General features: G+C 68.2%; 19 protein-coding genes. All 19 read left to right on the plus strand.

Annotation, left to right across the window (positions count from 1 at the left end; all coding sequences use genetic code 11):
- Positions 1-61 precede the first annotated feature (61 nt).
- Positions 62-2,470, plus strand: a complete 2,409-nt coding sequence (locus ACQY9S_RS19275) for a VapE domain-containing protein (protein WP_428421940.1) — start codon at positions 62-64, stop codon at positions 2,468-2,470.
- A gap of 231 nt (positions 2,471-2,701) precedes the next feature.
- The gene (locus ACQY9S_RS19280; RefSeq protein WP_428421942.1) at positions 2,702-2,971 is read left to right on the plus strand and encodes a hypothetical protein; all 270 of its coding nucleotides are present in this window, start codon (positions 2,702-2,704) and stop codon (positions 2,969-2,971) included.
- On the plus strand, positions 2,955-3,365 hold the full coding sequence (locus tag ACQY9S_RS19285; protein ID WP_428421943.1) for a hypothetical protein: 411 nt from the start codon (positions 2,955-2,957) through the stop codon (positions 3,363-3,365). The genes ACQY9S_RS19280 and ACQY9S_RS19285 overlap by 17 nt, the downstream gene beginning before the upstream one ends.
- A 131-nt stretch (positions 3,366-3,496) precedes the next feature.
- Positions 3,497-4,222, plus strand: coding sequence for a hypothetical protein (locus tag ACQY9S_RS19290; RefSeq protein WP_428421944.1), 726 nt, complete (start codon positions 3,497-3,499; stop codon positions 4,220-4,222).
- Between the two features lie 134 nt (positions 4,223-4,356).
- Entirely contained in the window at positions 4,357-4,980 is a 624-nt protein-coding gene (locus ACQY9S_RS19295) for a hypothetical protein (RefSeq protein ID WP_428421946.1), read from the plus strand.
- Positions 4,967-7,039 carry a terminase gpA endonuclease subunit gene (locus tag ACQY9S_RS19300; protein WP_428421947.1) on the plus strand — a complete coding sequence of 691 codons (2,073 nt, stop codon included), beginning with the start codon at positions 4,967-4,969 and terminating at the stop codon, positions 7,037-7,039. Before ACQY9S_RS19295 ends, ACQY9S_RS19300 begins: the two co-directional genes overlap by 14 nt.
- Positions 7,040-7,059: 20 nt before the next feature.
- Positions 7,060-7,575, plus strand: a complete 516-nt coding sequence (locus ACQY9S_RS19305; RefSeq protein ID WP_428421948.1) for a phage tail fiber protein — start codon at positions 7,060-7,062, stop codon at positions 7,573-7,575.
- Positions 7,576-7,590: 15 nt separating this feature from the next.
- Positions 7,591-9,162 (plus strand): right-handed parallel beta-helix repeat-containing protein, encoded by a 1,572-nt coding sequence (locus ACQY9S_RS19310; protein WP_428421950.1) that lies wholly within the window; start codon positions 7,591-7,593, stop codon positions 9,160-9,162.
- Between the two features lie 11 nt (positions 9,163-9,173).
- Entirely contained in the window at positions 9,174-10,808 is a 1,635-nt protein-coding gene (locus ACQY9S_RS19315) for a hypothetical protein (protein WP_428421952.1), read from the plus strand.
- A gap of 1 nt (position 10,809) precedes the next feature.
- The gene (locus ACQY9S_RS19320) at positions 10,810-11,343 is read left to right on the plus strand and encodes a hypothetical protein (RefSeq protein WP_428421954.1); all 534 of its coding nucleotides are present in this window, start codon (positions 10,810-10,812) and stop codon (positions 11,341-11,343) included.
- Positions 11,343-12,947 (plus strand): phage portal protein, encoded by a 1,605-nt coding sequence (locus tag ACQY9S_RS19325; RefSeq protein ID WP_428421956.1) that lies wholly within the window; start codon positions 11,343-11,345, stop codon positions 12,945-12,947. Before ACQY9S_RS19320 ends, ACQY9S_RS19325 begins: the two co-directional genes overlap by 1 nt.
- A complete protein-coding gene (locus tag ACQY9S_RS19330) occupies positions 12,940-14,952 on the plus strand; it encodes a phage major capsid protein (RefSeq protein WP_428421958.1) in 2,013 nt (670 codons plus the stop codon). Before ACQY9S_RS19325 ends, ACQY9S_RS19330 begins: the two co-directional genes overlap by 8 nt.
- 100 nt (positions 14,953-15,052) lie before the next feature.
- Complete coding sequence (locus ACQY9S_RS19335) at positions 15,053-15,400, plus strand: hypothetical protein (protein ID WP_428421960.1); 348 nt, start codon at positions 15,053-15,055, stop codon at positions 15,398-15,400.
- A 6-nt stretch (positions 15,401-15,406) separates the two neighbouring features.
- The gene (locus ACQY9S_RS19340; RefSeq protein WP_428421962.1) at positions 15,407-15,706 is read left to right on the plus strand and encodes a head-tail joining protein; all 300 of its coding nucleotides are present in this window, start codon (positions 15,407-15,409) and stop codon (positions 15,704-15,706) included.
- A gap of 3 nt (positions 15,707-15,709) precedes the next feature.
- Positions 15,710-16,156, plus strand: a complete 447-nt coding sequence (locus tag ACQY9S_RS19345; protein ID WP_428421964.1) for a hypothetical protein — start codon at positions 15,710-15,712, stop codon at positions 16,154-16,156.
- A 34-nt stretch (positions 16,157-16,190) separates the two neighbouring features.
- Entirely contained in the window at positions 16,191-16,952 is a 762-nt protein-coding gene (locus ACQY9S_RS19350; RefSeq protein WP_428421966.1) for a hypothetical protein, read from the plus strand.
- Entirely contained in the window at positions 16,949-17,347 is a 399-nt protein-coding gene (locus ACQY9S_RS19355) for a hypothetical protein (protein WP_428421967.1), read from the plus strand. Before ACQY9S_RS19350 ends, ACQY9S_RS19355 begins: the two co-directional genes overlap by 4 nt.
- Positions 17,348-17,388: 41 nt before the next feature.
- Positions 17,389-17,574, plus strand: coding sequence for a hypothetical protein (locus tag ACQY9S_RS19360; RefSeq protein ID WP_428421968.1), 186 nt, complete (start codon positions 17,389-17,391; stop codon positions 17,572-17,574).
- Positions 17,571-20,003, plus strand: coding sequence for a hypothetical protein (locus ACQY9S_RS19365; protein ID WP_428421970.1), 2,433 nt, complete (start codon positions 17,571-17,573; stop codon positions 20,001-20,003). Before ACQY9S_RS19360 ends, ACQY9S_RS19365 begins: the two co-directional genes overlap by 4 nt.
- The last annotated feature ends 15 nt before the right edge of the window (positions 20,004-20,018 follow it).

A 20,018-nucleotide genomic window follows, 5' to 3' on the forward strand; every position in this document is an offset into this window, starting at 1 on the left:
GCGATGCGCGCACGAGGAGACGCGCGCCGGCAGACTCGTCGGCGCGTGAGGGGGAGGCGGCTTGGCCTCTGACATCGACGATCTGTGCAGGCGCCTGGAATCGATGCCCGCGCTTATGCGCGAGCTCAAGCAGTGGTTGCTGTGGCGGTTCGAGCCTGACGCCAAGCGGCCCGAGAAGCCGCGCAAGGTGCCGTACTACGCCAGCGGCCGGCGCCGGCGCGGCGATCAGGGGTCGGTCCAGGACCGCGAGGACCTGGTCTCGTTGAACGTCGCCATGTCGCAGCTGAGGGCAGGGCGGTATGACGGCGTCGGCTTTGCCTTCCTGCCTGGGGATGGCCTGATCGGTGTCGACATCGATGGCGCGATCGACCCGGGGAGCGGCGAGATCTCCGAACGCTGCCAGTCCATCATCGAATCGTGCGCCAGCTACACCGAGTTCAGCCCGTCGGGGCGCGGCGTGCACATCATCGGCACCGGCACGATCGAGAAGACGTTCAAGGACAACCGTGTCGGCGTGGAGGTGTTCACCGGCCGCCAGTTCTTCACCTGCACGGGCCGCGCATGGCCCGGCGCGGCAGACACGGTCAACCCGATCAGCCCCGAGACGCTCGAGCGCCTGAAGCGCCTGGTCGACACGAGCAAGCAGCGCGCGGCGGCCGAGAAGCGCAAGGCCTCGGGCAGCGGCCACACGCCGTCGGCGTTGCCGGTCGATCAGACCACCACCTGGCTGGAGCAGGCGCTGTCGGTGCTCGACTCGGGCGGCGTGTCATATGACGAATGGATCGGCATCGGCATGGCCCTGCGCAGCGCGCTGGGAGACGGTGCGTTCGGAATGTGGGACTACTGGTCGAGCAAGGGCGGCGATCGCTACTGCGGCCAGGACAAGGCCTTGGCCCACTGGCGCAGCTTCCCGGGCACCGATGCTGACGGCGCGATGGTGGTATTCAAGACCGCCCGCCGGGGCAACCGATGGCGACCGCCGCCCGAGTGGCACGAGGTGTATGGCAGCCCGCGCACACGCAGTCGCGCGTCGACGCGCGTGCAGTCGGATGAGGGCGCCGACACGCCCGACGCCGCGCCCGCTGGCTCATCCGACGGAGGTGGATCTACCCCTACCGATGGCTCCGCCGGGGAAGGTAGTGCTCCGGCGGATAGGTCCGACTGGCGCGACGACTTGTTGCGCAGCAACGGTGGCAAGAAGGACTGCCGCGAGAACGTCTACCTGTGCCTGATCAACCACCCGACGCTCAAGGCCGTGGTGGGCTATGACGAGTTCTCCCACCGCGTGATGAAGCTCAAGCCCCCGCCGTGGGACAGCACGCCGGGCGAATGGACCACGAACGACGACTACCTGCTCGGCTTCTACCTCGCGAAGCAGGAACGCCTCGTCATCAAGGGCGAGGGGACCATCGTTGCCGGCGTGGCTATGGCGGCGTTCCACAACCGCTACCACCCGGTGCACAAGTACTTGCACGGCCTCAAGCCCTGGGATGAGGTCGAGCGGATGCCGTTCTGGCTGCATGAGTGCCTTGGTGCCGACGACAACGAATACACGCGCCTGGTGGGCCCGTGGTTCCTCATGGGCATGGTGAGGCGGGTGCTCGACCCCGGCTGCCAGATGGACTACATGGTCGTGCTCGAGGGCCTGCAGGGCAAGCAGAAAAGCACCGCACTGCGCATCCTGGTCGGCAACGACGAATGGTTCGCCGACACGCCGATCCGCGTGGGCGAGAAGGACGCGATGCTGTCCCTGGCCGGGATCTGGCTCTACGAGATCGGCGAGCTGGAGTCGTTCAGCAAGGCCGAGGTAACGGCCGTGAAGCAGTACGTGAGCTCGCGGGTCGACCGCGTGCGCGAGCCCTTCGCGCGCCGTCCCACCGATCGCCGGCGCAGCGGTGTGTTCGCCGGCTCGACCAACGCCAGCGAGTATTTCAAGGACCCGACCGGAGCACGCCGGTTCTGGCCGGTCGCCTGCAACGGCGAGATCGATCTCGCGAAGCTGGCGGAGTGGCGCGACATGCTCTATGCCGAGGCGATGCACCGGCTGAAGTCCAGTGACCAGGAGGTGCGCCGCTACTGGCCCACGCGCGAAGAGGCCGACACCTGGCTTGCTCCGGAGCAGGAGAAGCGCCAGATCGTCGACCCGTGGTTCGAGAAGCTCGCCACCTGGCTGGACTCGAAGGCGCCCTACGGCGACAGCGGCGACATGGTGCGGGACGTCAAGTGCTTCACCAGCTACGAGCTGCTCGTCAAGGCGCTCAACGTGCCGATCGATCGCATCGACGGCGGCCGGCAGATGGCCACGCGCGTAGGCACCGCGATGCACGCCCTCAAGTGGGACAAGCAGCGCGACAGCACCGGCGCACGGGTGTGGCGCTACTACCGCCCGAAGGCCGCGGAGAACAAGGCCCAGGCAGCGCCCGACGGCGCTGCGGGCGACGGACAAGCGGAGGTGCTGCATGAGTTCTAGGCGCAGCCGTCCAACCGCCGTCCAACCTCGCCGCCGAAGGTTGGACGGCCGCAAACCCGCGCCGTTGTTGGCTCCGTCCAACCGTCCAACCACGTCCCGGTTTTCCTCGCGTGTGGGCGTGTGCGGGGGCGCGGCCGTGCGGGCCCCCGTGGGCCCGCGCACACACCCGCGCGCACACACGAGAGCGGTTTTCAGGTTGGACGGTTGGACGGAAGGAAGGGAGGTAGGACGGTGAAGCAGCAGCAAGGGTCATTGAGGGAAGTGATGCCAGGAACAGCGGAAGTCGTCGATTGGCTTCGGTCTCAGATCGGCAAGGAAGCGGCCGACAGGGTCGTGCTGAAAGGCAAGGTCGGCCGTGGCGGCTTCTACATGGCGGAGATCGGGCCTGACGGTGTGTTCCGCGAGTTCGGTAGCACCAAGAGCGGCCGGCGTCTCGCGGCAACCGACGGCCGGCTCGTGTGGTCCGACGAGAAGGAGGCCGCCGGTGGCAAGACTGCCTGACATCGAGCGCCGGTTGCTCAATTGGGCGCGCTGGAAGATCGGCTGCACCAGTGGTGGCCTGGGGTTCGCATCGGTCGTGATGGAAGATCGTGTGGATGGTGAGGGCTTCGACGCACAGGCCAAGGTCCCGACCATCGACCATGAGGCGGCCGAGACCGATGTAGCGGTGCTCGCCCTAGACGGCCGGCTGCGGGCGTCGGTCGAATCGGTCTATGTGGCGAGCGGCACCATGCGGCGCAAGGCCGCACGCCTGTGCTGTGCCGAGGCCACGATCTACGCCCGCATCGACGAGGCGCACCGTGTGCTGGCGCGGTGGTTCAGCGAGAAGGCGGCGGTGGGCCGGGCCGAGCGGGAGCGTGTGGAGCGCCTGCAGCGCGCTGCTGTTCGGCGGTGAGGGGAGTTTTACGGATTAGAGGAAACCGCTACATTTCCGGCACGCTGCATGTTGTTGTGAAGGCAAGGCAGCCACCAAGCGCCCGACGGTCCTCGTGATCGCCGGGCGCTGTTGTTTCTGCCGGGTGCACCATGCGATTCAGCGTGTCGAGCAATGTCGAGGAGGTGATCGGCAGCACGGCTCGCTTCGTGAAGCAGATGCGCTTCGCCACGGCGGTTGCACTCACGAAGACCGGCAAGGACGTTCAGGCCGCGCTGTATGGCGAGATGCGTGGCGTCTTCGACAGGCCCACGTCATACACATTGCGGTCGCTGTTCCTCAAGCCTGCGACTCGCGACGATCTCACTGCAGTGGTGCAGCTCAAGGACCAGGAGCTTTCGAAGACCAGCCGCACGCCTGATGACATCCTCGGGCAAGAGTTCAAGGGCGGGTATCGAATGCGCAAGGGCATAGAGCGTTATGCCGAACGGGCTGGCCTGATCTCGGCTAGCGAGTACCTCGTGCCAGGTGCCGGCGCTCGCTTGGACTCGTTCGGCAATATGTCGAGAGGCCAGACCGCGCAGGTGATGTCGCAGTTGCGACTCGGCTTGGACCCAACATCCTGGGCCACGAAGTCAGCCCGCAGCAAGCGCAACCAGAAGCGGGCAGGCGAGATGTTCTGGTCGCGTGGCGGGCACCTCGCTCGTGGCGCGTGGCTGCGGCGTGGCCGTGCAGTCCTGCCCGTGCTCATCGTTGTTGACCGGCCGCACTACCAGCAACGCATCGACATCCCGTCAACCGGGGCCAGCGTCACGGCCTCGGTGTTCGATCGCCACCTGACCGAGGCGGTCGCGTCGGCATGGGCGACCGCACGTTGACGGGTCCTTCCCGGGGAACGACCCGAAGCGGGTAATGCGAGGCCCGTAACTCGTGTTGTTGTAGGCGCCTGCACAGGGTGGTCACTTGGTGGTCGCTCGGGGTGGTCAGTCGTCATTGAAAACGGTGGTCAGCGATGGCATTCATGGGGTTTCGGGAGTACGCCCGGCACCGCAAATGCGCGCTGTCGGCTGTGCAAAAGGCAGTCGCCGCCGGCCGCATCGTCACGGTCGATGTCGCCGGCAAGCCGAAGATCGATTCCGACCAGGCCGACCGCGACTGGCGCTTGCACACCGACCCCGCCAAGCAGTCTCTGCTGCACTCGGCCGGACCCGACGCCGAGCTCCCGCTGGACGAGCCCGACGACGACCTCGATGACGCCGCCGCCGAAGAGCCTGCTGCCGCACCGGGCGCGGCTCCGGCGCCGACCGACCCGCACACGCTGTCGTATCGCCGCAGCCGCGCGGAGACCGAGAGCATCCGCGTGCAGCGCGCGCAGATCGAGCTCGACCAGCTGCGCGGCCGCCTGGTCGACAAGGACGAAGTCGCCCGCCTGCGCTTCACCGAGTTCCGCTCGCTGCGCGATCGCCTCGGCAACGTCGGCACGCGCATCAAGGATGCCTGCGCGGCCGAGACCGACCCGCTGCTCGTCGAGCAGCTGATCGACGGCGAGGTCTCCGCCGCGCTGGCCGACTTCGCGAGCCAGGTCCTGACGCGCGGCGTGATGCAAGACACCGACGACGACGATGAACCCGATTGACACCGTTCGCAGGGCCATCGCCGATGCCCTGCGGCCGGATGAAAAGGTCTACGTCGACGAGTGGGCCGAAGCGAACCGCGTGCTGCCGCCCGACACGCCGGAGCCCGGGCCGTACCGCAACACCCGCACGCCCTACCTGATCGACATCCAACGAACGATGTCGCCCGGCTCGCCGTGGCGCGAGGGCTGGTGGCAAAAGCCCCACCAGGTGGGCGGCTCGGTCAGCGGCGAAAACATGGTCGGCGCGTGGATATGCACCGCGGCCGGCTCCACGCTCGTCGTGTTCCCCACCATCGACGACGGCAAGCAGTGGGAGCTGGCGCGCTTCGAGCCCATGCGCGTCAGCACGCGCGCACTGCGGCGCCGCATCCGTCCGGCCGACGAGAAAGGCAGCGACAACACCAAGCTGCGCAAGAAGTACCCCGGCGGCGTCATGCGGATCATTGGCGCCAATCGCGTCGGCGGCATGAAGTCGTCGACCGTCCGGTACATCAAATTCGAGGAGCCTGACGAGTACGTCGCCTCGGTCGGTGGCCAGGGCCGTGTGACCGACATCATCCGCAAGCGCGCCGAGAACTTCGGCCGCAAGGCCAAGATCTACGGCGACGGCACGCCCACCATCGACGGCCAGAGCGTCATCCAGGCCGAGACCCGGCGCGGCGATCAGCGCAAGTGGCACCTGCGCTGCCCCGACTGCGCCCACCCGCAGGTGCTGCAGCGCTCCGAGCTGCGCTGGAACGATGGCGACCCAGACAGCGTCCGCCTGGTCTGCCTCGAGTGCGGCACGCTGAACACCGAGCACGCGTGGAAAGCGCGGAACTACGCCGCGCGGCCGAAGGGCATGACCGAGCCCGGGGCCAAGGCCGCCGGCCTCGCGTACTGGGAGGCCACCGCGGTCGGCGAGCCGGGCGTCGCCAGCTGGGTCAGCTTCAGCGCCCTGGCCGCACCGATCGGCTGGCGTCCGTGGCCGGTGTTCGTGCGTGAGTGGCTGGCCGCGCAGGGCAACGAAGAGAAGCTCAAAACCTTCGTCAACAACTACGACGGCGAGTGCTACACCGACACGATCCGCAGCAGCATCGGCGCTGCAGATCTGAAGAAGCGCGCCGAGAACTACCCGCTGATGAGCTGCCCGCTCGGTGGCCTGGTGTGCACCGCCGGCGTCGACACGCAGGACAACCGGCTGGCCATCGTGATCCGCGCCTTCGGCCGCGGCGAGCAGAGCTGGGGCGTCTGGCACAGCGAGATCTACGGCAACCCCTCGCAGCCCGAGGTGTGGGCCAAGCTGCGCGAGCTGCTCGAGGCGCCGATACGCCACGAGTCCGGGCAAATCATGCGCGTCGACGCCGCGGCGATCGACATGGGCGGCCACCACGGCGAGGACGTGAAGGCCTTTTGCCGTGACGCCCAGCTGCACGGCAAGCACTGGTTCGCGATCGCCGGCGCGAAGGCCTTCGCCGCGCCGATGCTCGGCAAGCCGAAGCCGGTCGAGTTCACCTACCGCGGCAAGGAAGTGCCTGGCGGCGCGGTGTTGCGCTTCGTCGGCACGCAGTCGATCAAGAACCTGATCAACGGGCGCCTCGGGCTGAGCAAGCCAGGCGGCGGCTACTACCACTTCCCGCTCGGCTTCGAAGACGACTACTACAAGCAGCTGCGCACAGAGCGGCGCGAGTGGCGGCGCGACAGCAAGGGCCACAAGGAGCTGTGGTGGGTCAAGGGCACCGACGCGCGCAATGAAACGTGGGACTGCGAGGTTTATCTCTACGCAGCCTTCCTGTACGCCATGTCGGGCCGGCATGCCGAGATCGTCTACCGCGAGCGCGAGAAGCTGTTCGGCGCCGTGCGGCAACTCGACCTGCTCGACGCCACTGCCGTGCAGGCGCCCGTACAGCCTGCCGCCGACTCACAGCCGGCCGAGGCCGTCGACGCTGATACCGAGACCGAGACCGAGACCGACACCGACGACGAAGCGCGCGAGCTTCAGCGCGTGCCACCGCCACCGCAGAAACGCCGCCGCCACGCGCCACCGCGCCGTGGCGGCTTTGTCAGCAACTGGGGCTGAGCCCCGATGAGGAGAGAGCAATGTCCCTGATGAAGAAGCTTCAAAGGACCGCCGCGGTTCTGGCCCTCGCGTTTGTCGCGCTGGTGCCCCAGTTCGCCAGCGCCCAGGCGCTGAGCGACTACGTCGAGAACAAGGTAGTCGACCTGCTGCTGCGCGGCCAGGCCTTCACCGCACCCACCACCATCTATGTCGGCCTCAGCACCGCGGCCTGCAGTGACAGCTCGGTCGGTACCGAGGTCAGCGGCGGCAGCTATGCGCGCGTGTCGGTCACGGCATCGCTCGCAAACTGGGCCGGCACCCAGAGCGCCGGCAGCACCACGGCCAGCTCGGGCACCGGCGGCCAGACCAGCAACAACGCCGCGATCACCTTCGCCACCCCCTCGGCCGGCTGGGGCACCGTGACGCATTGGTTTCTGATCGATGCCTCGAGCGGCGGGAACTTGCTCGTGTGCGCCGCACTGACCACCAGCAAGACCATCAACAGCGGCGACTCCGTCAGTTTCGCGATCGCCGCGCTGACGCTGACCGTGCAGTGATGCGCGAGGCTTGACATGACGCACCCCCTGATCCGCGCCCTCGCGGTGCTGCTGTCGCTTGCCTCGGTCGCGGCGCATGCGCAGTACGCCGCGACGATCACGAACTCGACGGTCGAGTACCGCGCCGGTGCCGGCACCGGCATGCTGCTGTCCTCGCACGAGAGCACGGCCGACTGCCTGCTCGCAGTCGAGGCTGCCGCGAAGAAGGCCGACCTCCGCAAGGACTCCACGGCCACCTGCCGCGCGCCTGGCGGCAATGTGGTGGTCAAGTACACGGCACCGGTCGTCGTGCCCACCGTGCCGGTCGCCACCTGGACGCAATGCGCCCCCGAGGGCTGGCACTGCGACTTCACCGGCACGCGACAGGTCCGCTACGGCTCCAGCGCAACGCTGGCCGGCGCCTATGTCGAGAGGAGTGCCAACGCCACCATCAACTGCGACACGCCCACGTTCGGCGGCAAGGACCCGGCGCCGGGCGTCGCCAAATCGTGCTGGTACAGCAGCGATGCGCAGGTCACGCCACCGCCCGTGGTCGACCCGCCGGTGGTGGTCGTGCCGCCGGTCGTCACGCCCGTGCTCAACGTGCCCACGCCCGACAGCATCGCCGGCAAGACCGTGGTCGGGCAGATCTACGTGAACACGAACGGCATGGTCATCGAGAACGTCCACGTCACCAATCCGGATGGCCCGTGCATCGTCATCAACGGCGCGCGCGACGTGGTCATCCGCAACAGCGAGATCGGCCCCTGTGGCCAGAACGCCGACAACGTGGACAACGTCGGCATCCTCATCGCGAACCGCGCCACGAACACCACGATCACCGGCAACGTGCTGCACGACGCCTCGACGCTGATCCGCGCCAGCGGTGCGGTCCATCCCATCACGATCAGCAAGAACCTGTTCTACAACATCCGCGGCTATAGCTGGGCGTTCCAGGCGATCCAGTTCGCCGAGACGCGCGACGCCACGGCCTCGACCCGCATCACCTGCAACGTCATTGACGACACCCTGGTGCAGCAGTACCAGATGGCCGGCGGCAAGGCGCGCCTGGTCGAAGACCACATCAACTTCTACAACTCCGGCGGCTCGGCGCAGTACATGGTCGAGATCGCCTACAACCGCGTGCGCGGCAACCCCGACGGCCGCGGCGGCATCAGCGGCACGGCCATGCAGCTCGGCGACAGCCCGGCCGGCGGCGGGGGCTCAGGCTCCAACGTGCCCGGCTACTTCAACGTGCACGACAACATCGTCAAGAACGTGAACGGCCAGGGCATCGCCATCGCCGGCGGCGTGGGCTCGGTGGTGAGGAACAACAAGGTCGACAACCGCGGCACGCGCGCCGACAACACCGGCTGGTCCTACGGTCTGCGCAACTTCGACGCCACGAAGACCGCGAGCGTGAGCTACGGCGGCAACAAGGGCATCGCGAACCTCTGGGCCTTCGACAACGACGGCCACCTGCAGCCGCCGTTCTCCACGGTGTGGGCCGGCTCGGGCTTCAAGGTCACCGATCTCGGCGGCAACGACTGGCAATACAACTTCACCACCGACCTGTGGGCTGAGCCGCTGCACGCTGCTTGCCAGTGACCGAGTAGCGCATGGCCGCAGCCGTCGCATCGGTATCGCCGCTGTCCTATACGGGCGGCTCGGGCACGCTCACCAAGCCGAGCGGTACGGTCGACGGCGACTGGCTGTTTCTGGCGGCCTCGCTCGACGGCACGACCTCGTCGACGCTGACCTTCGGCGGGGCGACTCTCGCATCCCTCGGGTGGACGCAGATCGACGTCAGTGACGTGTCGGCCGGCGGCGTGGACAACAACACCCTGCGCATCTACAAAAAGCAGGCGAGCGGCGAGCCGGCGAGCTGGGCAGCGGCCACGAGTTCCGGCAACGCGTCGTTCCTCATGGCGCGCTGCACCTCATGCGGCGGCGTCAACGGCACGCCGACGATCCAGGGTCAAACGAGCGACCAGGGCCCCACGACCACGCCGACGATTCCGAACACCGGTATCACGACCGGGTCGCTGAAGACCATCCTCGGCTTCTTCACCGGCGACCGCGACACGTCGGGAAACACGACAGCGATGGCCCAGCCGTCCGGCTGGACTGCGCAGGGGACCACGCAGAGCGGCTCCGACACCTTCCTGATCGGCGGTTCGCTGGCGCTCAATGGCGCGAGCGGTGCAATCTCCGCCTCGTGCACGCTGGGCGCGAGCGCCAAATTCCGCGGCCAGTCGATCCTGCTCGAGCTGCTCGATGCCGGCGCCGCCCTCGCCGGCGACGCCACCGCATCGGCCAGCGCTGCCGCAGCTCTCACACACGGCGTCTCTCTCGCCGCGGCGGCCACTGGTGGTGCAGCTGCAGCGGCTGCACTCACGCATGGCGTCACGCTGCTCGGCGCGGCGATTGTCACGTCCACGGCAACCGGGGACATCAGCCACGGCGTGCCGCTCACTGCCGCAGCCCTGGCAGCCGCAGTAGCGACTGGCGGCCTCACGCACGCGGTGCCGCTCAGCGGCGCGGCATCAGCCGGTGGCACCGCCAGCGCTGGCCTGGCCGGTAGCGCCGACCTTGCTGGCAATGCCACCGCATCAGGCACGGCCTCGGGCGGCCTGCTGCTCGGCATCGGCCTGGCCGGCGCCGCGTTCACTTCAGCGCTCGCCACCGCGCAGATGTCGCACGGCACGCCGCTCGCCGGGGCCGGCACGGGCGGCGCCACCGCAGCCGCCACGCTGACGCTGCAGGTGCAACTCAGCGGCGCCGCCGTGGCCGCCGCAACGGCCGCTGCCGCGCTGAGCAAGACCGACAAACTCGCCGGCGCCGCCCTGGCCGGCGCACAAGCCAGCGGCGCGCTGCTCGGCACCGTCACGCTCTCCGGCGCGGCAAGCGGTGGCGCGCAGGGCGGTGGCGTGCTCACGCTCGGCCTGCCGCTCACCGGGCAGGCGCTGGCGGGCGTCATCGCGTCGGGCGCGCTCGGGATCACGGTCAACCTCACGGCGGCTGCCATCGCCTCCGCGCTGGCCGGCGCCGAGCTGGCGGTGCAGGGCAACGTGCTGCTCGCCGGCGACGCCGCGGCATCGGCCAGCGCGTCCGGCAGCTTGCTGAGTCAACCCATCATCGTGCCCACCTGGCCCGCCGGCGGCACCAGTCGCATCGGCCGCAAGGTCCTGCGCGACCAGGCAGAGCGCATTGGTCGCGCAACCGCTCGCCGCACACCAAGAAGGATCGGCTGATATGCAGCAAGAGCTCATCGCGGGCGACAGCCTCAATTTCCTGACCACGCTGCCGGAGTACCCCGCCGGCGCCGGCTGGGTACTGAAGTACCGGCTCGCCCCGGCCACAGCGGGCGGCACCGCTATCGACCTGCAGGCCACCGCCGAGGGCGACGCCTACCGCATCGCCACCGCCGCGGCCACCACCGCCACCTGGTCCGCCGATCGCCACACCTGGTCGGCCTGGGTCGAGAAGGCGGGCGAGGTCTACACCGTCGACAGCGGCCAGATCCTCATCAAGCCCAACCCGCGCACGCTGGCCGCCGGATACGACGGCCGCAGCCTCGCGCACAAGGCGCTCGACGATGCCAAGGCGGCGCTTGCCGCGTGGAAGCCCACCCAGCGCCGCTACAAGGTCGGCGAGCGCGAGATGGAGTTCAGCTCCACGGCCGACATCATCAAGCTCATCACCTACTGGGAACAGCAGGTCAAGGCCGAAGACGTGCTCGCCGGCCGCGCCGAGAAGGTCGGCCGCCGCATCTACTCGAGGATCTGATGGCCCAGCCCACCCACATCGCCGAGCGCGCAGCGCCGTCCGGCTCGACGGTGCTCGCCCGCTGGAACGCCGAGCGTCAGCAGCAGCGCAGCGCCGTCCAGGCGCCTGCACGCCGCCCGGCCACGCGCATGGTGCGGCGCAGCTTCGATGCCGCGGCGGTGGACAACCTCACCGCCAGCTTCAGCGGCGAGCACGTGTCGTTGAACGAGGATCTGGAGCGCACGCTGCGCAGGATGCGCGGCCGTTCGCGGCAGCTCTACAAGAACAACGACTACGTCAAGAAGTTCATGCGCATGGTCATGAACGCCGTTGTCGGGCCGAACGGCTTTTCGATCAGCGTGCCGTGCCTGCGCAACGACGGCGCAACGATCGACGAGACCGACAAGGCCCTGTGCGAGAAGGTGTTCGCAAAATGGGCGAAGCGCGGCGTCTGCGATGTGACGGGGCGCCTGAGCCTGATTCAGCTCGAGCGGCTGCTCATGCTGATCGTCGCCCGCGACGGCGAGGCCATCGTGCGTCGCGTGCGCGATCGCGGGATCAACGCCTTCGGCTACGCACTGCAGGTGATCGACCCGGTGCTGCTCGACGAGAGCTACCGCGCCGACTTCCCCGACGGCCGGCGCATCCGCATGGGCGTCGAGGTGAACACCTGGGGCAAGCCCATCGCGTACCACTTCCTGCAGGACGTGGAGTCGGCCTGGGCCGGTCGGCGCATCCGCGTGCCGGCCGAGGAGGTGTGGCACTTCTTCATCCAGGAAGAGCCGACGCAGCTGCGCGGCGTGCCGTGGATTCACACCGCGATGCGCCGGCTCAACGACCTGGGCGGCTACGAGCAGGCGGCGGTGATCGCCGCGCGCGTCGGCGCCAGCAACATGGGCTTCTACATCCCGCCCGACGGCTCCAACGACGACGCCTCCGGCCTGGCTGACGAGGCACTGCAGGGCCAGGACGCCGACGGCAACGACACAGTCGAGCTGGTCAGAGATGCGACGCCCGGCACCTTCGAGAAGCTGCCGCCTGGATACGACTTCAAGAAATTCGATCCGGACTACCCGCACCAGAACTTCGATGCCTTCGTGAAGGCCATGCTGCGCGGCGTGGCCAGCGGCATCGGCGCCGACTACAACACGTTGGCAAACGATCTCGAGGGCGTGAACTTCAGCTCCATCCGCAGCGGCAAGCTGGAGACGCAGGACGAGTGGCTGTGCATCCAGGGGTGGTTCCGTGAGTGCTTCCTGGAGCCGCTGTTCCCGGAGTGGCTCGACAGCGCTTTCGTCAGTGGCCAGCTCGCGCCGTTGCCGGTCAGCAAGTACGACAAGTACAACGTCGCCACGTGGCAGGGCCGGCGCTGGCCCTGGGTCGATCCGCACAAGGACATGCAGGCCATCGAGCTCGAGCTCAAGAACACGCTGACCAGTCCGAGCGACGTGATGCGCGAGCGCGGCCGAGACCCGGAGACCGTCTGGCGCCAGCTGGAGAAGGACCTGGAGCGCACCAAGAAGATCCGAAAGCTGCTCGCCGAGATGCAGCCCAAACCCGCACCGCCCGCCTCACCCGCGGGCGGTTCCGCTTCTGACGACAAGAAGGAGTCCGTCGATGAATGACGAAGAGCTTTCGCTGCTGACGCGCGATGCTGCTGGGAGCACGTTTCAGCGGTCGGCCACGCTGACGCGCGAGGCCATCAATGTGGAGGCACGCACTGTCGAGCTGTGCCTCAGTTCTGAAGAGCCTTACGACCGCTGGTGGGGTCGGGAAGTGCTCTCCCACGATCGCACCGCTATCCGCCTTGGCAGGCTGGCCAGCGGGCGACACCCGCTCCTTGTCGATCACAGCACCCGCGATCAGGTGGGCGTTATCGAGAGGGTGTGGATCGGCGATGACCGCAGGTTGCGGTGCATCGCGCGCTTCGGCAAGAGCGCGCGCGCCGAGGAAATCTTCCAGGACGTGATCGACGGCATTCGAAGCCTCGTCTCGATCGGATACCAGATCCACGAGATGAAGCTCTCCAAGGAGAGCGACAGCGGCGACGAGTACCTGGTCACCGACTGGGAGCCGCACGAGGGATCGATCGTCGCAGTGCCCGCAGACGCCACGGTCGGCGTCGGGCGCGACGACGACAGCGACCGCCTGATCCGCAGCCTGATCGACCGAGCCAAGACCCCCCCGAAAACTGTCACCACCCCCAAGGAGAGAACCATGGACGACGACGAAGTGAAGATCGAAGAGAAGAAGGCCGCCGCCGAGGCGAAGCGCGTTTCCGAATCGGCCACCGCCCAGGAACGCCAGCGCATGCGCGAGATCACCGCGCTCGGCGAGAAGTTCGGCAAGCGCAAAGAGGCCGCCGAGGCCGTCGAGGCCGGTGCCAGCTATGACACCTTCCGCGAGAGCGTGTTCACCACGCTCGAGAAGAGCGGCGCGCTCAAGCTGGCCGAGCCCGGCGAGATCGGCCTGTCGCGCAAGGAAGTGCAGCAGTTCCGCTTCACGAACCTCATTCTCGCCACGCTGTACCCTGGCGATGAAGCCGTGCGCAAGACCTGCGGCTTCGAGATGGAGTGCGCCCGCGCCGCGGCCGACAAGCGCGAAGACGTGCGCGCCGACCGTGCAGGCGCCTTCACCATCCCGGTCGACGTGCTCACCAGCCCGCTCGACATGCGCGCCGGCGACGCCGAGCAGGTGACCCGCATGCTCATGCAGCGCATGATGTCCTCGGGCCGTGTCGGCCAGCGGGATCTCGTGGTCGGCACGCCCACCGCCGGCGGCAACCTGGTGGCCACCGAGCTGCTGGCCTCGAGCTTCATCGACATCCTGGTGAACCAGCTGTCCGTGATGCAGATGGGCGCCACCATGCTGTCCGACCTGCAAGGCAACATCGCCATCCCGCGCGCCACCGCCGGCAGCACCGGCTACTGGGTGGCGGAGAACGCCGGCCCGACCGAGAGCCAGCAAACTTTCGACCAGGTCGCGCTGACGCCCAAGACCGCCGGCGCCTACGTCGACTACGGCCGCCGCCTGCTGCTGCAGGCGTCGATCGCCGTCGAGGCCTTCGTGCGCATGGACATCGCGCGCACGATGGCCCTGCTGATCGACCTGGCGGCCCTCGCGGGCACCGGCGCGAGCAACCAGCCGCGCGGCGTGCTCAACACCTCGGGCATCGGCTCGGTGGCGGGCGGCACCAATGGACTGGCGCCCATCTGGGACCACATCGTGGCGCTCGAAAGCGCAGTGGCGAACGCCAATGCGCCGGCCGGCTCGCTCGGCTACCTCACGAACACCAAGGTCCGCGGCAAGCTCAAGACCACGCAAAAGTTCAGCGGCACCAACGGCCAGGAAATCTGGCAGGGTGGCGAGCTGAACGGTGCGCCGGCGCGCGTGAGCAACCAGGTGCCCAGCAACCTGACCAAGGGCACCAGCTCCGGCGTGTGCTCCGCCATCGTGTACGGCAACTGGTCCGACCTGCTGATCGCACTGTGGGGCGGCCTCGACCTCATGCTCGACCCGTATGCGGGCTCGCTGGCCGGCACCCGCCGCGTCATCGCCCTGCAGGACGTCGACGTGAACGTCCGCTACCCGGTGTCGTTTGCCTCGATGCAGGACGCCCTGACCACCTGATCCACCGCACCGCTTGTCTCCGACGGCTTCTTCGCAGTTGCCGTCTTTGCAGGGCCACCTCCGGGTGGCCCTGCTTCTTTCCAACACGAGAGGACTCATCATGAAATTTCTGATCGCCGAAGCCTGCACCATCGCGGGCGAACAGGTCTCGCGCCATGCCGAGGTGAACGAAGAGGTCGACATCCCGAAGGACGACGCCCTGCTGCTCGCCCGCATGGGCCGCGGCTACCTGCTCAACAAGGAGGACGCGCCGAAGGGCCAGGAATCACTGGTCGCGACCAGCGACGACAGAGCCCAGATCAAGAAGCGGGCCGCCGGCATCAAGGCCGAACGCGAGGCCCGCGCCGAAGCCGAGCAACTGCAGACCCCCACCGGCCTGGCCGCGCTGGTGGCCGCCAGCGTCGCCCAGGCGGTGCAGGGCGCACTGCAGCCCGCTGTCAAGGCCTGACCGGCCATGGCCTTCGACGAGGACCTCGACGCCTTCCTCGCCGAGTTCGGCGTGCCGTGCACCTTCGGCGGCACGCCGTTCCTCGCCCTGCTCGACCAGCCCGACCAGTTGATGGACCTGCAGCGCGTGCAGGCGCACTCGCGCCAGTACGAGCTCACGTTCCGCACCGATGCCGCGGCGCTGGTGCGCGACATGGCGGGCACCGTCGAGCGCCCGAAGGGCGTGTTCACGGCCTACACCGTGCGCGAGGCGCCGCGCCAGGTCGACGACGGCGCCTTCAGCAAGGTGCTGATCAGCAAGGTGTAGCCCATGGCCTCCATCCCTGAACAGATCGCCGCGCGCGTCGAGACCCTGCTCGCCGGCGTCACCGCCGTGCAGGGCCGCGTGTACCGCGACCGACAGGACGCCTTCACGCGCGAGGAGTCGCCCGCCTACCTGGTCGAGTCGGTCGACGAAGACACCGAACCGCTCGGCGGTGGCCGCCCCGGCCTGGGCGATCTCGACCAGAACACCTTCCGCCTCGCCGTCATCGCCGTCGTGCGCGGCGCCGACTGGCAGCAGCAGGCCGACGCGCTGCGAGTACAGGCGCATGCACTGCTCGCCGTTGACGCCCCCCTGCTCGCCCTGGTGCGCAACCTGCGCCGCGATCGCTGCGAATGGAAGGCCGCCTCGGCCGACACGCCGTTCGGCTACTGCGCGCAGGTCTACGCAGCCAAGTACCTCACCCGCACACATGCCCTGGACCAGGCCGCGTAGTGCATTCGTCTCGTCAACCACCTAGGAGATCGCCATGAGACTGTTCGGTTCCGGCCTGCTTTGGGGCACGCCTCTCACCAATGCCGCGGGCGCGGCCATTGCCAACCCCTCGCCGCTGCTGTTCGGCACGCTGCAAGACTGCGAGGTCGAGGCCAAGTTCGAAATCAAGAAGCTGCACGGCCAGCTGCAGTTCCCGGTGGAGGCCACGCGCGGCAAGGGCTCCATCACCTTCAAGGCCAAGGCCGCCGACATCTATGGCGGCTACCTGGAGACCATCGTCTTCGGCCAGGCCGGCAGCGCCGGCCTCGTCTCGGCGGTGTACGACACGGTCGGCACCGCGGTGCCCGCAACGCCCTACCAGATCACCGTCACGCCGCCCGCCAGCGGCGTCTTCGCGGCAGATCTTGGCGTGATCGACAGCACCACCGGCCGGCCGCTCACCCGCGTCGCGTCGGCGCCGGCCACGGGCCAGTATTCCGTCACCGTCGGCGGCCAGTACACCTTCGCCGCGGCCGACACCGCGAAGGTCTTCTACATCAACTACCGCTACACGGCCACCAGCGCGGTCGCGCGCAAGGGCACCATCGCCAATCTGCCGATGGGCTACGCGCCCACCTTCCGCGCCGACCTGTACGTGCCCTATGCCGGCGGCAGCATGATCTTCACGTTCAACCGCGCCATCACCGACGGCATGAAGTTCGGTTTCAAGAACGACGACTTCACCATTCCCGAGTTCGGCGGCGAGTTCTTCGCCGACGTGGCCGGCAACCTCGGCACCTGGAGCACCACGGAGTGAGCGGGCCGCGCTATGCGGGCGTCGAGATCCTGCTCGACGGCACGCCGCACATCGTGCCGCCGCTCACGCTCGGGGCCATCGAAGACTTTCAGGACCGGCTGGCCAGCGCCGGTGCCCGGCCCGATGTCGGCCTGGTGATCGACCTGCTCACGCGCGGTCTCAAGCGCAACTATCCGGACATCACGCGCGAGGCCGTGCGCGAGGGCATCGACCTCGGCGCCATGTACCAGATCTTCAACTCGGTGCTCGGTGCGTCGGGCTTCACGGCGGAGGCCGACGAGGGAAACGCGGTGGCGACGGCGAGTGGGACTGGGGCGCCGTCTATGCCCACCTCGTCACCAGCCTCGGATGGACCTTCGAGCACTGCCGCGAGCACGTCACCCTTGTCGAGCTGAAGGCGCTCACGAGGTACTGGCGGGGCAATCCGCCGGTGCACGTGAGCGTCGCCCGCTACCTTGGCATCAAGGCCGAGCAGACCCACCAGGCCCCCGCCAGCACGGAGCTGCCCAGCAAGGCCGCCCTGGCAGCCGCCAGCGGCCTGCCTGGCGGCCATGTATTCCGCCCACCGGCCCGCATGTTGGAGCCGCCGGTGCAGGCGCCTGAACCCAAGGACCCATCATGACCAACAAGGACATCAACTACACCGTCACCGCCGACGACGGGCCCTTCGCGGAGGGGATGAAGCGCGTACAGGCCGCGCTCAAGCAGACCGATGGGCAGATCACCGGCCTGTTCTCGGGCATGTCGTCGCCGTTCGGCAAGGTGATGGGCATGCTGGGCGTCGTCAGCACCGTGCTGGCGGGCGGGGCCATCTTCAAGGCCTCGGTCGAGGCCAGCAAGGATTTCACCCTCGAAGCCACCAAGCTCTCGAAAGCGCTCGGCATCAACGCCACCGAGGCCTCCACGCTCAACGTCGCGCTCGGCGACATCTACAGCGACGCCGAGACCTTCACCGGCGCCGCCACCAAGCTGGCCAAGGAGCTGCGCACGAACGAAGACGGCCTGCGCGCCATGGGCCTGCAGACGCGCGACGCCAGCGGCAACCTGCGCGGCATGAAGGATTTGATGGTCGATTCGCTGACCATCATCAACAGCTACAAGGAAGGCACCGATCGAACGATCGCCGCGCAGAAATTCTTCGGCAAGGGTGCGGCCGACACCACGGCCCTGCTCAAGCTCAACAACGATGTGCTCGCCGAGGCCGCGAAGAAACAGCAGGAGCTGGGGCTCATCGTCGGCGTGGAAAACGTCGAGGCCACCAAGGCCTACCGCGCCGCGATGAACGATGTGGACGACGTGATCCTCGCCGTCAAGAAAGCGATCGGCGACGCGCTGATGCCGGTTCTCACGCAGCTCGGCAACTTCTTTGCTTCGGTCGGCCCGGCGGCGGTCACCATCATCAAGGGCGCGATCGGCGGCCTGGTCGCCGTGTTCTGGGGTCTGTACAACGCCGTCAACATCGTCTGGGAGATCCTCGACTCGATGATCTACAGCGTGGCCGAGCCGCTGAAGTCGCTGGGCACCGCGCTGTTTCGACTCGTGCAGGGCGATTTCAAGGGCGCTGCCGAGACCATGATGAGCTGGCCGGACCGCATCGCCCAGCGCTGGAAGGACGCCGGCGCCAGCATGGTCGAGAGCAGCGTGAAGGCGCGCGAAGCGCTCTACAACCTCTTCGCCGAGCCGACCGCCGCCGCCGCTCCCAAGGGTGGCGGCAAGACGATCGCCGAAGACCCGAACACCAAGAAATCGTTGATGGCCCGCTTCGAGGCCGAGCTCAATGCGCAGAAACAGGCGCACGCCGCGCAGAACGCAGCCAACGATGAGTTCTACGAGTTCGGCGAACAGCGCGAGCTGGAGTTTTGGAAAGCCAAGTCCGCGCTGGTGCTCAAAGGCTCGCAGGACGCCTATGCGATCCAGGGCAAGATCACCCAGGCCACGCTCGCGATCCAGAAAGAGGCCTTCGAGCAGCGCCTCGCCTCGCTCAAGCGCGAGCAGGATGCGGCCGAACAGAACTTCGCCGCCCGCAGCGAGCTGGCCCAGCGCGAGCTCGCGCTCGTGCGCCAGCGCTTCGGCGACGAGAGCAAGCAGGCCGAAGACGCGCAACGCAAGGTCCAGGAGATCGACCGCGCCGCGCGCGAGCAGCGCCGGCAACTGCGCGAGGCCGAGCTCGCCGAGCTGCAGCTGGCCGCCGACTCGGCCATCGAGCTGGCACGTCAGCACGCGCAGCTGCAGCTCGACATAGGCGTCATCAACAAGCAGCAGATGCTGCAGCTCGAGCGCCAGTTCGAGGCCAGCCGCTACCAGATCGCCGCGCAGGCGGCCGAGGAACGCCTCACGCTGGTCGACCCCACGCTGAACCCGGTCGAGTACGCGCGCATCAAGGCCGAGATCGAACAGATCGAGCAGCAGCACCGCCAGCGCCTGGGGCAGATCAACGCCGCCAGCACGGTGGAGCAGACCCGCGACTGGACGTCGATGTTCGGCACCATGCAGTCGGGCTTCGCTTCGGTCATTCAGGGCTTCCTCAACCGCACCAAGACGCTCGCCGAAACCGTGCGCGGCCTGTTCGCGGCCATCGGCAACGCCATCATCGGCACGCTCGCGCAGATGGCCGCCCGCTGGCTGATCGAGCAGATCACGCAGCGCGTGATCGGCAAGATCACGGCCGCCTCGCAGATCGGAGCGAACGCTGCGGTGGCCGGCTCGGCCGCCTTCGCGGCCACCGCAGCCATTCCATTCGTCGGCCCGGCGCTGGCGCCTGGTGCGGCGGCAGCGGCCTATGCCGGCGCGCTGAGCTTCATGGCCGCCATCCCGGCGGCCGAGCGCGGTTACGACATCCCGGCCGGCATCAACCCGCTGACGCAGCTGCACGAGCGCGAGATGGTCCTGCCGCAAGAGCAGGCCGATGCCGTGCGCGACATGGCCGCGGGCCGCTCCTCCGGCGGCGCGCCGGTCGAGCTGCGTGGCGTGTCGGCGGGCGAGTTTTTCATCGCCTCGCGCAAGGAGCTGCTCGCCGTGCTCAAGGGCGCGCGCCGCGACTTCGCGTTCTGACCATCGCTACTACCG

The organism is Methylibium sp. (assembly GCF_965279545.1).
Taxonomy (GTDB): domain Bacteria; phylum Pseudomonadota; class Gammaproteobacteria; order Burkholderiales; family Burkholderiaceae_C; genus Methylibium.

Bases quoted from the DNA above. Each gene is read 5' to 3' on its own strand.
- ACQY9S_RS19290 (WP_428421944.1), top strand. From the start codon at position 3,497: ATGCGATTCAGCGTGTCGAGCAATGTCGAGGAGGTGATCGGCAGCACG.
- ACQY9S_RS19295 (WP_428421946.1), top strand. From the start codon at position 4,357: ATGGCATTCATGGGGTTTCGGGAGTACGCCCGGCACCGCAAATGCGCG.
- ACQY9S_RS19300 (WP_428421947.1), top strand. From the start codon at position 4,967: ATGAACCCGATTGACACCGTTCGCAGGGCCATCGCCGATGCCCTGCGG.
- ACQY9S_RS19305 (WP_428421948.1), top strand. From the start codon at position 7,060: ATGTCCCTGATGAAGAAGCTTCAAAGGACCGCCGCGGTTCTGGCCCTC.
- ACQY9S_RS19310 (WP_428421950.1), top strand. From the start codon at position 7,591: ATGACGCACCCCCTGATCCGCGCCCTCGCGGTGCTGCTGTCGCTTGCC.
- ACQY9S_RS19315 (WP_428421952.1), top strand. From the start codon at position 9,174: ATGGCCGCAGCCGTCGCATCGGTATCGCCGCTGTCCTATACGGGCGGC.
- ACQY9S_RS19320 (WP_428421954.1), top strand. From the start codon at position 10,810: ATGCAGCAAGAGCTCATCGCGGGCGACAGCCTCAATTTCCTGACCACG.
- ACQY9S_RS19325 (WP_428421956.1), top strand. From the start codon at position 11,343: ATGGCCCAGCCCACCCACATCGCCGAGCGCGCAGCGCCGTCCGGCTCG.
- ACQY9S_RS19330 (WP_428421958.1), top strand. From the start codon at position 12,940: ATGAATGACGAAGAGCTTTCGCTGCTGACGCGCGATGCTGCTGGGAGC.
- ACQY9S_RS19335 (WP_428421960.1), top strand. From the start codon at position 15,053: ATGAAATTTCTGATCGCCGAAGCCTGCACCATCGCGGGCGAACAGGTC.
- ACQY9S_RS19340 (WP_428421962.1), top strand. From the start codon at position 15,407: ATGGCCTTCGACGAGGACCTCGACGCCTTCCTCGCCGAGTTCGGCGTG.
- ACQY9S_RS19345 (WP_428421964.1), top strand. From the start codon at position 15,710: ATGGCCTCCATCCCTGAACAGATCGCCGCGCGCGTCGAGACCCTGCTC.
- ACQY9S_RS19350 (WP_428421966.1), top strand. From the start codon at position 16,191: ATGAGACTGTTCGGTTCCGGCCTGCTTTGGGGCACGCCTCTCACCAAT.
- ACQY9S_RS19365 (WP_428421970.1), top strand. From the start codon at position 17,571: ATGACCAACAAGGACATCAACTACACCGTCACCGCCGACGACGGGCCC.